This window comes from Exiguobacterium sp. s130 (assembly GCF_018619055.1).
Taxonomy (GTDB): Bacteria; Bacillota; Bacilli; order Exiguobacteriales; family Exiguobacteriaceae; genus Exiguobacterium_A.
The window spans coordinates 63,798-77,684 of the sequence record NZ_JACSNI010000003.1; the positions used below are offsets into that span (position 1 = coordinate 63,798).

A 13,887-nucleotide genomic window follows, 5' to 3' on the forward strand; every position below is an offset into this window, starting at 1 on the left:
AGATTAGATATGAAGCGATGACAACTTGTTATCCATGACTAGGAGGCCATTCACAACGTGATATTCAACGAAAGAATCCCATTTGCATTTTCGAATTCAGAACAGATTCAAGCATTCGTCGGTCCGAATGATGCAGTCTTACGTACGATGGAAGCAGAACTTGACGTTCAGCTGACCCATCGAGGAGATGAGCTGTTGGCACAATCCGAACAGGAGCAGTCTGTGATCTTAGCAGGACAGGTCGTAGGCGTCTTGAAACAACTTGTGAATCGCGGAGCTGTTTTAACGGAACGTGACGCGACGAGCGCCATTCAACTCGCACGTCAAGATCGTGTGGATGAACTACTGGAACTTTACGATACGGTCATTCATACGAATCATAAAGGAAAACCACTTCGTGCAAAGACACTCGGTCAAGCACGTTACGTTCGCGGAATTGATCGCTGTGATTTGACATTCGGTATTGGACCAGCAGGGACCGGAAAAACATATCTCGCAGTCGTGATGGCAGCAAAAGCACTGAAGGAAGGTCACGTCAAACGACTCGTCCTGACGCGTCCGGCAGTAGAAGCAGGAGAAAATCTAGGATTTCTTCCAGGGGATCTTAAAGAAAAGGTCGATCCCTATCTACGTCCTCTGTACGATGCGCTACATGACGTCCTTGGTGTCGAGCATACGGCTCGTCTGCTTGAACGTGGTGTCATCGAAATCGCACCGCTTGCTTACATGCGAGGACGGACGCTTGAACATGCTTTTGTCATTCTCGATGAAGCGCAAAATACGACACGGGAACAAATGAAGATGTTCCTGACGCGTCTCGGATTCCATTCGAAGATGATCGTTACGGGCGATTTAACGCAAGTCGATCTTCCGCGTGGAAAAACGTCTGGTCTACAAGAAGCGTTACATTTGCTCGGCAATGTCAAAGGGATTCATTTTGAGCACTTTGGCTCAGCTGATGTCGTACGTCACCCACTTGTCCGAAAAATCGTTGATGCTTATAGTCAGGATTTGACCTAAGCCGTTACGGAAATAGAGGAAAAAGGGGGAGATGATATGCGCAAGGTTGGGGTCTGGGTCGGTCTTTTGACAGTAATATTCTATCTCATCGTATCGACGATGATGTATGTCAGCGTTCGACCAGAAGCCTTGTCCGCAGAACCATTCTCAATTGCAGAAGAAGATATCCGGTCACCCTTGACGATGGAGGACCGGGTCGCAACAAATCAAATCAAGGAAAATTCGGTTGCTGCAATCGAGAGTCAGTATACGATCAAACAAGAGTATGCAGCACAGCAAATTGATAAAGTAGAACAACTTTTTGCTAGTTTATCCGGTATTAAAAAAGCAAATGAGATCGGTAAAATCAAACAGCGTCTGCGTGGAACGGAGGCGGCGACACTGTTGAAGGATGATGAGTTACGCTTGCTTGTGACGTCGACGACAGCACTTCGGAATACGACACGTGACGTCGTCATTACAGCGATTGAAGAAGCGATGCGTCAACGTATCTCGTCCGATGGTGGTGAAGTAGCAGAAGCACGTGAGAATGCGCGGACTGATATCGAACGTTCGCCGCTCTCCTTCTCATTAAAAGCAGTCGCTAAAGCGCTGACCGATCAACTGATCGTGACGAATTACGTCTATGATCCGGAAAAGACGGAACAGCTTCGTAAGCAGACGAGTGATAAAGTCGAACCGGTCATCATTTCAGAAGGTGAAGTGATCGTCAAACGAGGCGAAGTGATTTCGCAAGATGCTTACCGCCAGCTACAACTCGTCGGCTTGATTTCTGACCGTCAGTCGTTGAAACCGTTACTTGGAGCGATGCTTGTCAGTGCATTGATGACTGCTTTCCTATTCGGCTTCATTCATCGCTCGAAACTACGGTATGCACAGATGGGGCGGATCCGGTTGTTTGGGCTTGTCTACCTCGTCGTCAGCTTACAATTGCTTGTCATGTATGGCATGGCCTTTTTAGCAGACGACATCAATCCTGCACTTTACTTACTCACACCGACCGCTTTTGCTGCGCTTGTCCTGCGCAATTTATTGAACGAACGGATTGCATTATCGAGTTCTCTTTTTACGGCGCTTGCTGGAACGTTCTTCTATAGTACGAATCAAAACTTCAGCTTCAATATCGCGATCTATTTGTTAGTCGGTAGTTTAGTCGCAACGTTTTTCCTACAGTCTAGTTTGTCACGTCGTCGTATTTTCATGAGCAGTATTTCGATTGCCGGAGCAAACATCGCGATTTTCTTTGCATTCGTTCTATTACGTAGTGGCACATTCGAATTACGTGAAACATTGACTTTAGTCGGTTTTGCGATTGCTAGTGGGATCTTGAGTGCCATTCTTGCGATTGGGTTATTGCCGTTCCTCGAAATGACATTTGGTATCTTAGCACCGACGCGTCTGCTCGAACTGTTGAACCCGACGCATCCCTTGTTGAAGAAACTCTTGGTCGAAGCGCCAGGAACGTATCATCATAGCATGATGGTCGCGAACCTAGCAGAAACAGCCTGTGAAGCAATCGGTGCAGATGGGTTGCTTGCGCGAGTCGGTGCCTACTATCACGATTTAGGAAAAACACGACGACCACTTTATTTCATTGAAAACCAGCATGGACGCAATCCGCATGATCGATTGACGCCGGAAGAGTCGGCACGTGTCATCTTGGCACATACAGAGGATGGTGTTGAATTGCTCGAAAAAGCAAAACTCCCGGCAGCGATCATCGATATTTGTCGCCAGCATCATGGAACATCGTTGCTCCGATATTTTTATGTCAAGGCAGCAGAACAAGGTGAAGTCGATGAGGATACGTTCCGTTATACAGGACCTAAACCACAAACGCGTGAAGCGGCAGTCATCATGATCGTCGACTCGATTGAAGCGGCTGTTCGTTCAATGAAAGCTCCTTCGGAAGAAGGAATTCGGGACCTAGTCGCGAAAATCATTCGTGAAAAGATGATGGACGACCAATTTGCGGAATGTGACATCACGACACGTGAGATTTATCGCGTCGGTGAAAGTGCGTGTCATACCTTATCCGGTTTGTTCCATGAACGAATCGAGTATCCAGAATTAAAGAAAGAGGCAACGAAATGAACATTTATATGACAGACGAAAATAATCGTCTAACGGAAGAACAACGACAGCTTGTCGAATCGATTTTGATTTACACGGCGGAACAAGAAGAAGTCGATCCGAACAGTGAGTTGTCCGTGACTTTCGTCTCAAACGATGAGATTCAAGAGATCAATCGTGAATGGCGTGGGAAAGATCAGGCGACAGACGTCATTTCCTTCGCGATGGAAGAACTCGGAGAAGATGAAATCGATTTTGGATTATTGGAAGATGAACCAGTCGTCCTCGGTGATTTGATCATTTCCGTGGAACGATGTCGCGAACAGGCGGCTGAATATGGCAATCATTTCGAGCGTGAACTCGGTTTTCTCGCCGTCCATGGTTTCCTCCACTTACTCGGATATGATCACATTGAAAAGGCAGATGAGGAAATCATGACGAAGCGACAGGAGGAAATCCTGCATCACTTCGAGTTATTCCGGGGCACGTTGTGAAAAGCTGGTGGCAACCATTTCGACATGCGATGCATGGGTTGCGCCAATCGATTCGAGAAGAACGGCATATGAAAGTTCATGTCATCATTGGCGGCATCGTATTACTTGTCGCCTTTTTATTACCGTTGACATCTGTCGAGCGAGCGATTCTTTTTCTGACGGTCGGGATCGTCATAAGTGCCGAGATGTTCAATACAGCGTTTGAGCGCGTCGTGGATCTCGTGACGCAGGAGTGGCATCCACTGGCAAAAGCAGTTAAAGATATCGCGAGTGGTGCTGTTTTAGTGTTGGCGCTTACATCTGTTGCGATTGCGCTATGCATCTTCATCCCATATTTGGTACAATAAGAATCCGGCCTTTTTGGCCAATACCGTTCCTAAAAAGGGGATACTCACATGAAAACAGAACAATTACTCGAACAAGCTAAACGTGCACGCGAAAAAGCGTATGTTCCATATTCAAAGTTCCAAGTCGGTGCTGCTCTCTTAACGAAAGACGGACAAGTCTTCCATGGCTGCAATATTGAAAACGCAGCGTATGGTCTTTGTAACTGTGCAGAACGGACAGCTATCTTCTCTGCGTGGGCACAAGATGCGCGCGAGTATGCAGCGATGGCTGTCGTTGCGGACACAGAAGGACCGGTCGCACCATGCGGACAATGCCGCCAAGTGTTATCAGAGATGTGTGATGCGGATATGCCAATCTATTTGACGAACCTTAAAGGGGATGTCACAGAAACAACAGTGGGCGCCCTCTTACCGGGAGCATTCACGAAAGGAGATTTACATGTTTAAAGAAGGATTCAAATCGGGCTTTGTCTCGATCATCGGACGCCCGAACGTCGGAAAATCGACATTCCTCAACCGTGTCATCGGACAAAAAATTGCCATCATGTCTGATAAACCACAAACGACGCGTAATAAGATTCAAGGTGTCTATACGACAGAAGATGTTCAGACGATTTTCATCGATACACCTGGGATCCATAAACCAAAACATAAACTCGGCGATTTCATGATGAAGGTCGCGACGAACGCATTGCGTGAAGTCGATGCGATCTTGTTCATGGTCAACGTGACGGAACAAAAAGGAAAAGGTGACGACTTCATTATTGAAAAATTGAAGGAACTCGATACACCAATCATTCTCGTCATGAATAAAGTCGATTTGATTCATCCGAATGATATTCCACCGATCATCGAGTCGTACAAAAATGAACTCGAGTTCGCGGCAGTCGTTCCGATTTCGGCGCTACAAGGGAATAATGTCGGACCGTTACTTGAAGAAATCGCAAAAATTCTACCAGAAGGACCGATGTATTATCCAGCGGATCAAGTCACTGACCACCCAGAGCGCTTCATCATCTCAGAGATGATTCGTGAAAAAGTCTTGCAAAAGACACGCGATGAAGTACCACACTCGATTGCCGTCGCGATTGATCAAATCAAGACACGTGAGAATGGAAACATGGTGGATGTCCATGCGACGATCTTGATCGAGCGCGATTCCCAAAAAGGAATCATCATCGGTAAACGCGGAGCACTTCTAAAAGAAATCGGCTCTGAAGCACGAACGGACATTGAGATGTTACTCGGGACGAAAGTTTACCTGAACTTGTGGGTCAAAGTCCAAAAGGATTGGCGCAACAAGGCCGGTCAATTGCGTGAACTCGGCTTCCGCGATGATGAGTATTAAGCGATGATCGATAAGGCGGAAGGGCTTGTATTACGAACGGTCGTATATGGTGAATCGAATAAGATTGTCACGCTACTGACACGTGAATACGGCAAGCTCGCCGTCATGGCGCGAGGAGCGAAGAAGCCGGGTAGCCGTTTTAACGCGGCTAGTCAGCCTTTCGTCCGAGCTGTCTATATCTATCCACGTTCACGGGGTCTCGGTCAGTTAAAATCAGCAGACGTCATTACAAGTCATGCGCATATTCGGCAAGATGTCGTGTTGATGGCTTATGCGATGTATCTATTGGAGCTTGCGGATAAAGCGCTTGATGAACGGGTGCCGCAACCGGCGCTTTACGATTTATTCGTCGAAGGACTAGAGGCGATGGATGAAGGACTAGATCCTGACGTCGTCTCTTTCATCATCGAATTGCGTCTGTTGCGTCATCTAGGCATTGCTCCACATTTGAATGGCTGTACGATTTGCGGGAGTGCTGAAGCACCATTCGCTTTTTCGTTACATCATGGCGGTCTACTCTGTCGCCGGCATCGCCATGAGGATGAACATGCTGTCTATATGTCAGAGGCAGTTGCGAAGATGCTCTATGTGTTTTCCGTATATGATTTCTCACGGATTGGTACCGTGACGGTAAAGCCAGAAACGAAGCGTCTATTGCGTCAAATCATGGATGCTTATATGGAACGCTACAGCGGATTACGTCTGCGTTCAAAACGTGTCCTCGACCAGTTGATTGATTTCGGCAATGATTGACAGCAACAAGCGGGTTCGGTAGAATGAATGCGGAAGAAGTAACTAAATGAACACGATGACGAAAAGGAGTACCGTCTTTTTTCTCAATCAAGCGATTCCAGGGTGGTGTGAGCTGGGAGTGAGAGGGGCGCGAACGGCGTTTCGGAGTGTTTTTTTGTCAAAAAGAGTGGCATGCGATGCATGCAAGTAGGGTGGAACCGCGGGCTCGTCTCGTCCCTATGTGCAACGATTGTTGTACATAGGGGCGTTTTTTGCGTTCCTTAATCATTTCGGAGGTGAAAGTCGTGAAGATGACAGTACAAGACATGATCTTGACATTACAAAAATTTTGGGCAGAACAAGGCTGCTTGACGATGCAAGCATACGACGTAGAAAAAGGAGCCGGTACGATGAATCCGATGACGTTTTTACGGAGTCTCGGACCGGAACCGTGGAACGTTTGTTATACAGAACCATCACGCCGTCCGGCTGACGGTCGTTATGGAGAAAACCCGAACCGTCTGTATCAACACCATCAATTCCAAGTCATCATGAAACCATCACCTGACAACATTCAGGAACTGTACTTACAAAGTCTCGAGTTGCTCGGGATCAATCCACTCGAACATGACATCCGTTTCGTAGAGGATAACTGGGAGAACCCAACGTTCGGTGCTGCTGGTCTCGGCTGGGAAGTATGGCTAAATGGAATGGAAATTACACAATTCACGTACTTCCAACAAGTCGGTGGAATCGAGTGTAATCCGATTGCAGTAGAGATTACTTACGGAATCGAGCGTCTCGCTTCTTACATCCAAGATGTCGAGAGCGTCTTTGATCTCGTTTGGACAGATGGTTTCAAATACGGTGATATCTTCTATCAACCGGAATTCGAACATTCGAAGTATACATTTGAAACATCAGATGTCGCTTTACTCTTTACGTTATTCGATCAATATGAAAAAGAAGCGAATCGTGCCTTGGATGAGAACCTCGTTTTCCCAGCGTATGATTACATCTTGAAATGTTCGCATACCTTTAACCTTCTCGACGCGAAGGGCGCGATTTCCGTCACGGAACGCACAGGGTTCATCCATCGTGTACGGAACATGTCGCGTCGTTGTGCGCAAAGTTTCATCGAAGAACGGGAACGTCTTGGCTTCCCATTGATCAAGTCGAAAGCAGGTGAGTCACATGCATGAATTATTACTTGAAATCGGTTTAGAAGAAATGCCGGCTCGATTCGTCCTTCAATCCGAAACACAACTCAAGGAACGCGTGACGCGTTTCCTTGAAGAAGCACGGATTGAGTTCACAAGCGTCGAATCCTTCTCGACACCACGCCGTCTCGCAGTATATGTCAAGGGTCTCGCAGCACGTCAAAGCGACCTCGAAGAGACATTAAAAGGACCCGCAAAACGAATCGCAATGGATGAAGACGGTAACTGGACGAAAGCAGCCGAAGGATTCGCGCGTGGTAAAGGGTTAACGACGGACGATCTCTTCCTTGGAGAAGAAAAAGGAGTCGAATACCTTTATGCGACACGTAAGGAAGTCGGACAAGCGACAGCTGATTTACTTCCTGGACTAAAACAAGTCGTCGAAGCGATGACATTCCCGAAAAACATGCGTTGGAGCACACAATCGTTACGTTATATGCGTCCAATTCGTTGGTTGATTGCCCTGCTTGACGATCAAGTCATCCCGTTTGAAGTCGCATCCGTCGAAACAGGTCGGACATCGCGTGGACATCGTTTCCTCGGGCAGGACATCACGATCCTACGTCCGAATGCCTATGTCGAAGCGCTCGCAGGAGAAAATGTCATCGTCAGTTACGAAGCACGTCGTCAATTGATCGAAGAACAAATCGCGGCGCTTGCGGCACGCGAACAATTCGAAGTGCCGATCGATGCGTCTTTACTTGAAGAAGTCACGAACCTCGTCGAGTATCCAACAGCCTTGTTCGGTGCATTTGATGAAGCGTATCTTGAGTTACCGGAAGAAGTCTTGATCACGACGATGAAGGAACACCAACGTTACTTCCCGGTCAAACGTGACGGGGCGTTGCTCCATTATTTCGTGACGGTACGAAACGGAAACGCAACACATCTTGAAAACGTCGCACGCGGAAACGAAAAAGTCATCCGTGCCCGTTTAGCAGATGCGCAGTTCTTCTATGAAGAAGATAAAAAAGCAGATATCGATGAACAGGCGAAACGTCTTGATAAAATCGTCTTCCATGAAAAATTAGGAACGACAGGCGAAAAAGTCCGTCGCGTCCGTCAGATGGCACTCGCACTTGCAGATCGTGTCGGTGCAGACAAAACACGTGTCGAACGTGCAGGACAGATCTATAAATTCGACCTCGTCAGTCAAATGGTCTATGAATTCACGGAATTACAAGGTCTGATGGGTGAACGTTATGCGAACATGAAAAACGAGGATCCGGAAGTCGCTGCTGCGATTCGCGAACATTACATGCCACGCTTCGCGGGTGATGCAAGTCCGGAGACACCGACAGGGACACTCTACGCGATCCTTGATAAGATGGACAGCGTCGCTGGATTCTTTGGTGTCGGTATGATTCCGAGTGGATCAGCGGATCCGTATGCATTGCGTCGTCAAGCACAAGGGATTGTTCAGATTTTATCAGATCGAAAGTTGAATCTGACATTGACTGAATTGATTGCCTTCGTCGTTTCAGAACAGGTGGCAGCAGGTCTTTATACGAAGGATGCCGAAGAAGTACAAGCCGCATTACAAGATTTCTTTGCGCAACGTTTGAAGTACCGTCTATCGGAAATGGACTTCCGTCATGATGTCGTCGAAGCCGCTCTTGACCATATGTTGACAGTCGAAGCGAATGAAAAGCGTGCTGCCATGCTCGAAGAGGCGACGAAAAAAGAATCGTTCAAGAAAACGGTCGAACAATTAAGCCGTGTCTTGAACATCTCGAAAAAAGCAGAAAGTGTCACAACTGTTAATCCAGCGCTCTTTGAAAATGATGCGGAACGCGAATTGCATGAGGCGATTGAGAAAGCCTTACCAGAGGTCGATCAAGCTATCGCGTCACTTGATTATGCACGTGCACTTGAGGCACTTGAGGCAACCGTTCCGTCGATCACAGCCTACTTTGACGGTACGATGATCATGACGGATGACGAAACGGTCCGTACGAACCGTCTTAGCGAAATGAAACGATTTGCAGAAGCTATCGAATCAGTCGCTCGGTTCAATGCACTCACTTTAGCGTAAAGAAAAAGGACGGATGAGCCGATGAAGTTAAATGAACGGCAAAAAAAGATACTCCAAATCGTCAAAGAGAATGGTCCAATCACGGGAGAGCAGATTGCTGCAGCGCTCTCCCTGACACGGGCGACATTACGACCCGATTTGTCGATTTTAACGATGACCGGCATGCTAGAAGCGCGCCCACGTGTCGGCTATATGTATGTCGGAAAGAAAAATGCTTCCATGCTTCATGAGAAACTGGACACCTTGACCGTCGGCGAATTCATGTCATCAGCAAAGGTCATTCATGAAGGGATGACCGTATACGATGCGATCGTTCACTTATTCCTAGAAGATGTCGGTTCGCTGTTTGTCGTCAGCAAGGACCATGCGTTGGTCGGTGTGCTATCACGTAAGGATTTTCTACGTGCGGCAATCGGTAATCAAGAATTAGACTCGTTACCGGTCAACATAATCATGACACGAATGCCAAATTTGACAGTCTGTGAAAAATCGGAAACGTTAATTGGTGCCGGCATGAAACTGATCGAAAAACAGATTGATTCGATGCCAGTCGTCGAAGAAGAGAACGGGGTCTTGAAAGTCGTCGGTCGAATGACGAAAACGAACATGACGAAAGTGTTGGTCGCTTTAGCACGTGATGAAGAAATTTAAGGGGGGCTCCTGATGCGTCAACGGATTTATGTCGTGAGTGATTCTGTCGGAGAGACGTGTGAACTCGTCGTCCGCGCAGCTGCTATTCAGTTCCCGGAACAAGCCATCGAAACGGTCCGCATTCCGTTCGTCGATGATGATCAAGTCATTTATGACTTGGTTCTTCATGCGAAAGAAGAACAAGCGACGATCGCTTTTACGATCGTTCATGCGACGCATCGTCGTCTGCTTGCAGACACAGCGCGTGCCCACGGTGTAAAGGCGATTGATCTACTTGGTCCATTGCTTGACACGATGGAAGATCGTTTGCAGATGCAACCGAAGGAAGAACCTGGATTAATCTATCGCTTAGATGAGGAGTACTTCCGGAAAATCGAAGCGGTCGAATTTGCTGTTAAGTATGACGATGGACGTGATCCAAAAGGAATTAAACGCGCTGATATCGTCTTGATTGGTGTGTCGCGTACATCTAAAACGCCGCTCTCGCAGTATTTAGCCTTAAAGCGATATAAAGTAGCAAATGTACCACTCGTACCCGAATCGATTCCACCGGCAGAGCTATTCGATATTCCAAAAGAAAAATGTTTTGGACTACTCATCTCACCGGAAAAGTTGATCGATATCCGAATGGAACGATTGCGTTCATTAGGACTCAAACCTGAAGCAGCCTATGCGCAGATGGACCGAATCAATCGGGAACTTGAATACGCACGGAATTTATATGAACGAATCGGATGCCAAATTATTGATGTGACGAATAAAGCAGTCGAAGAGACGGCGAATTTGATTTTGACCGGAATTTCCGGGAAAGCGCATGACTAGTCAAGCAGTCAGGAACATAGTATACTTGTTTAGCTGATAAATGAGATAATGCCCTTTTTCTAATGAAACGGAACGAGTCATCGTTCCGTTTCATTGCGGGTATGGTCATGTAAGGATAAGTTCTCGAGGAAAGGGGAGAGGACGGAATGAAGCGAATTCCTGATGAAATCGTCGATCAGGTCCGCCAAGCAACGGACATCGTCGAATTGATTTCAGAACGTGTAGAATTAAAAAAACAAGGGAATCGATATTCAGGGCTTTGCCCGTTTCATTCTGAGAAATCACCTTCCTTTTCTGTTTCTCCTGATAAAGGAATGTACTACTGTTTTGGATGTGGTGCAGGAGGAAATGCAATTACTTTCGTCATGGAAACAGAAGGAATGAGTTTCAAGGAAGCCGTTTCGAAATTAGCCGACCGAAGCGACGTCACACTTCCAGAGCTAGAACCGGACCGATTCGAGCAGTCGGAATCGACGCCTGAACAGGAAAAGAAGTTCCGCATGCGCGAAGCGCATCGAATCGTCACCGAGCTCTATCACGAGGTGCTGATTCAAACGGAAGCAGGCGACGCCGGAAGAATCTATTTAGAAAATCGCGGTATACGCGAGGGGGCGATGCGTGAGTTTCGACTCGGGTATGCACCGGATCAAGATCGTTTTACAGTGGATTCCTTGGCACGACGTGGGTTTGATTTAGATGAGATGGTCGAAGCGGGATTGATTTCAATCGGACGTGATGGTGATTATCGAGATCGATTCAACGGTCGGGTCGTGTTCCCTATTTCCGATCGTGATGGCACGATCGTCGGATTTAGTGGCCGTTCGATTGACGGTCGTGACCCAAAGTATGTTAATACAGCGGAAACCCCTTTGTTCAATAAAAGTGAACTGTTATTTGGATTTGCTCAAGCACGAGGGGCGATGCGTAAAATCAAACAAGTCGTCCTTGTTGAGGGAAATCTTGATGTTGTGCGTGTTGCTCAAGCGGGTATACCTTATACGGTAGCTTCTTTAGGAACAGCGTTAACGTCTGTTCATGCCCAAAACCTGGCACGCATCGTCGATGAAGTCATTGTTTGTTATGACGGAGACAAAGCAGGACGCGCTGCGACGCTAAAAGCCTTACAGTTGCTTGAAGCCGTTGCCGTCGACTGTTCCGTCATCCGCTTACCGGATGGCGAAGACCCTGACTCCTTTATTGGGAATCAGGGAGAAGAGACGTTTTTACACTGGATCGAACAAAAACGGGTTTCAAGTCTTGAATTTAAATCTTTTTATTTTCGACAAGGAAAAAACTTGCGATTAGAAGGAGAACGCGTTCGATATATTGAAACTATGCTTGAAGAGATTGGTCGAACATCCAATCCGTTGTTACGGGACATCTATTTAGGAAAACTTTCTGAGGAATTTAAACTCTCGAAAGATTCTTTGATCTCACAAGTGCGTCCAACCGTCCAACAACCGAAAAGAGAACAAATCGTTTCCGATCGCCCGACTGCTGTACCGACAGCACCTCCTGATCGAACGTTCGCGAACTGGAAAAAGGCTGAACGCTTCTTGCTTGCCTACATGATCCGTTCCGAAGAAGTATGTCTAGAAGTGCGTGAGCAGCTGGGTGTCCAATTCAATGATCCGGCACATCAATTGATTGCCGGCAAGTTATATGAATTTTATGGGACAGGTACGCAAGGAAGTCCAGATCGTTTTTTGACGATGCTCCATGATGCTTCCCTGCAACGAATCGTAGTGGATCTAGAGTTCATGCTGATGCCTGAATATGATCCTGACTTACTCAGTCATTACATTCGTGCCGTCCAGAACGAACAGCAACGTCGATTGCTCGAAGAAGAAAAATCACGATTGAATCAACAAACAGATATCCGTGCCCAAGCGGAACTGATGCAGGCGATCATTGAACGAAAGCGTCGTTTAAAAGATCGATGACCTGCTGCATGATGTGGAAGGAGTGTATGGTTCGATGGCAGAAAAAGCAAGATCAGAAGCTGAATTACTCCGTCTCGCGAAAGAGGAACTCATCGCGCTCGGACATAAGAATGGTGAATTGTCGCACCAGAAAATCGAAGACAAACTGAGTTCCTTCGAATCAATGGATGCTCAGCAATTCGAGGAATTCCTTCAATTGCTTGAAACAGAAGGTATCAAGGTTAACAATGACGGTACAGGGGACGAAAAAGAAGAGGCAGATTTGAACGATTTGTCTGTTCCACCCGGCGTTAAGATCAATGACCCTGTCCGGATGTATCTAAAAGAAATCGGTCGCGTTGATCTGTTGAATGCAGAAGACGAAGTCGAACTCGCGAAACGAATCGAACAAAACGATGAAGAAGCGAAAAAACGATTAGCGGAAGCAAATTTACGTCTCGTCGTTTCGATCGCTAAACGGTATGTCGGACGCGGTATGTTGTTCCTTGATTTGATTCAAGAAGGTAACATGGGTCTGATCAAGGCGGTCGAGAAATTCGACTATACGAAGGGATATAAATTCTCGACGTATGCAACGTGGTGGATTCGTCAGGCGATCACACGTGCGATTGCTGACCAAGCGCGGACGATCCGAATTCCGGTTCACATGGTTGAAACGATCAATAAATTGATTCGTGTCCAGCGTCAACTCTTGCAAGATCTTGGACGTGAACCATCACCGGAAGAAATTTCGAAAGAGATGGAAATCACGCCGGAAAAAGTCCGTGAAATCCTGAAAATTGCGCAAGAGCCGGTTTCTCTTGAGACACCGATCGGGGAAGAAGACGATTCACACCTCGGTGATTTCATCGAGGATCAAGATGCGACAGCACCACAGGATGCTGCTGCATATGAACTCTTAAAAGAGCAACTCGAAGATGTGTTAGATACACTCACGGATCGTGAAGAAAACGTCCTTCGTCTTCGTTTTGGTCTTGACGATGGTCGGACACGGACACTTGAAGAAGTCGGAAAGGTATTTGGCGTTACACGTGAGCGGATTCGTCAAATCGAAGCAAAAGCACTTCGGAAGTTACGTCATCCGAGTCGTTCAAAACGCTTGAAAGATTTCCTCGATTAATTCAAAGTGTGAAGAATATATGAAATTTTAGTGGGAAGGAAGAAAAAAGTTTCGTTTTTTTCTTCCTTCCCTGTTTTTTTTA

The 13,887-nt window shown here is 46.8% G+C and carries 13 protein-coding genes; all 13 read left to right on the forward strand.

Going from position 1 to position 13,887, the window contains the following annotated elements:
• The first annotated feature begins 57 nt into the window (after nucleotides 1–57).
• The 13 genes from HZS85_RS07855 (at nucleotide 58) to rpoD (ending at nucleotide 13,805) form a co-directional block, all read left to right on the forward strand.
• Nucleotides 58–1,020, forward strand: a complete 963-nt coding sequence (locus HZS85_RS07855) for a PhoH family protein (RefSeq protein ID WP_023467492.1) — start codon at nucleotides 58–60, stop codon at nucleotides 1,018–1,020.
• Nucleotides 1,021–1,056: 36 nt separating this feature from the next.
• Nucleotides 1,057–3,114 carry an HD family phosphohydrolase gene (locus HZS85_RS07860; protein WP_214854841.1) on the forward strand — a complete coding sequence of 686 codons (2,058 nt, stop codon included), beginning with the start codon at nucleotides 1,057–1,059 and terminating at the stop codon, nucleotides 3,112–3,114.
• The gene (ybeY, locus tag HZS85_RS07865) at nucleotides 3,111–3,587 is read left to right on the forward strand and encodes an rRNA maturation RNase YbeY (RefSeq protein WP_056060122.1); all 477 of its coding nucleotides are present in this window, start codon (nucleotides 3,111–3,113) and stop codon (nucleotides 3,585–3,587) included. The genes HZS85_RS07860 and ybeY overlap by 4 nt, the downstream gene beginning before the upstream one ends.
• The gene (locus HZS85_RS07870) at nucleotides 3,584–3,934 is read left to right on the forward strand and encodes a diacylglycerol kinase family protein (protein WP_035409213.1); all 351 of its coding nucleotides are present in this window, start codon (nucleotides 3,584–3,586) and stop codon (nucleotides 3,932–3,934) included. The genes ybeY and HZS85_RS07870 overlap by 4 nt, the downstream gene beginning before the upstream one ends.
• A gap of 48 nt (nucleotides 3,935–3,982) precedes the next feature.
• Nucleotides 3,983–4,381 carry a cytidine deaminase gene (locus HZS85_RS07875; protein ID WP_023467498.1) on the forward strand — a complete coding sequence of 133 codons (399 nt, stop codon included), beginning with the start codon at nucleotides 3,983–3,985 and terminating at the stop codon, nucleotides 4,379–4,381.
• Nucleotides 4,374–5,282, forward strand: coding sequence for a GTPase Era (gene era, locus HZS85_RS07880; RefSeq protein ID WP_214854842.1), 909 nt, complete (start codon nucleotides 4,374–4,376; stop codon nucleotides 5,280–5,282). Before HZS85_RS07875 ends, era begins: the two co-directional genes overlap by 8 nt.
• Nucleotides 5,283–5,285: 3 nt before the next feature.
• Nucleotides 5,286–6,035: a DNA repair protein RecO gene (gene recO, locus HZS85_RS07885; RefSeq protein ID WP_214854844.1), complete on the forward strand. Its 750-nt coding sequence runs from the start codon at nucleotides 5,286–5,288 to the stop codon at nucleotides 6,033–6,035.
• Between the two features lie 290 nt (nucleotides 6,036–6,325).
• Nucleotides 6,326–7,216 (forward strand): glycine--tRNA ligase subunit alpha, encoded by an 891-nt coding sequence (gene glyQ / locus HZS85_RS07890; protein WP_029341034.1) that lies wholly within the window; start codon nucleotides 6,326–6,328, stop codon nucleotides 7,214–7,216.
• On the forward strand, nucleotides 7,209–9,269 hold the full coding sequence (gene glyS / locus HZS85_RS07895) for a glycine--tRNA ligase subunit beta (RefSeq protein WP_214854846.1): 2,061 nt from the start codon (nucleotides 7,209–7,211) through the stop codon (nucleotides 9,267–9,269). The genes glyQ and glyS overlap by 8 nt, the downstream gene beginning before the upstream one ends.
• Before the next feature lie 21 nt (nucleotides 9,270–9,290).
• Entirely contained in the window at nucleotides 9,291–9,920 is a 630-nt protein-coding gene (gene ccpN / locus HZS85_RS07900; protein ID WP_029341036.1) for a transcriptional regulator CcpN, read from the forward strand.
• 12 nt (nucleotides 9,921–9,932) lie between these two features.
• Entirely contained in the window at nucleotides 9,933–10,742 is an 810-nt protein-coding gene (locus tag HZS85_RS07905) for a pyruvate, water dikinase regulatory protein (protein WP_035409206.1), read from the forward strand.
• 146 nt (nucleotides 10,743–10,888) lie between these two features.
• Complete coding sequence (gene dnaG / locus HZS85_RS07910; RefSeq protein ID WP_214854849.1) at nucleotides 10,889–12,685, forward strand: DNA primase; 1,797 nt, start codon at nucleotides 10,889–10,891, stop codon at nucleotides 12,683–12,685.
• Between the two features lie 34 nt (nucleotides 12,686–12,719).
• A complete protein-coding gene (gene rpoD / locus HZS85_RS07915) occupies nucleotides 12,720–13,805 on the forward strand; it encodes an RNA polymerase sigma factor RpoD (protein WP_023467512.1) in 1,086 nt (361 codons plus the stop codon).
• Nucleotides 13,806–13,887 lie beyond the last annotated feature (82 nt).

What these genes read in the sequence shown, in the direction of transcription:
- HZS85_RS07860 (WP_214854841.1), top strand. Translation starts at nt 1,057, where the DNA reads ATGCGCAAGGTTGGGGTCTGGGTCGGTCTTTTGACAGTAATATTCTAT.
- ybeY (WP_056060122.1), top strand. Translation starts at nt 3,111, where the DNA reads ATGAACATTTATATGACAGACGAAAATAATCGTCTAACGGAAGAACAA.
- HZS85_RS07875 (WP_023467498.1), top strand. Translation starts at nt 3,983, where the DNA reads ATGAAAACAGAACAATTACTCGAACAAGCTAAACGTGCACGCGAAAAA.
- era (WP_214854842.1), top strand. Translation starts at nt 4,374, where the DNA reads ATGTTTAAAGAAGGATTCAAATCGGGCTTTGTCTCGATCATCGGACGC.
- recO (WP_214854844.1), top strand. Translation starts at nt 5,286, where the DNA reads ATGATCGATAAGGCGGAAGGGCTTGTATTACGAACGGTCGTATATGGT.
- glyQ (WP_029341034.1), top strand. Translation starts at nt 6,326, where the DNA reads ATGACAGTACAAGACATGATCTTGACATTACAAAAATTTTGGGCAGAA.
- glyS (WP_214854846.1), top strand. Translation starts at nt 7,209, where the DNA reads ATGCATGAATTATTACTTGAAATCGGTTTAGAAGAAATGCCGGCTCGA.
- ccpN (WP_029341036.1), top strand. Translation starts at nt 9,291, where the DNA reads ATGAAGTTAAATGAACGGCAAAAAAAGATACTCCAAATCGTCAAAGAG.
- HZS85_RS07905 (WP_035409206.1), top strand. Translation starts at nt 9,933, where the DNA reads ATGCGTCAACGGATTTATGTCGTGAGTGATTCTGTCGGAGAGACGTGT.
- dnaG (WP_214854849.1), top strand. Translation starts at nt 10,889, where the DNA reads ATGAAGCGAATTCCTGATGAAATCGTCGATCAGGTCCGCCAAGCAACG.
- rpoD (WP_023467512.1), top strand. Translation starts at nt 12,720, where the DNA reads ATGGCAGAAAAAGCAAGATCAGAAGCTGAATTACTCCGTCTCGCGAAA.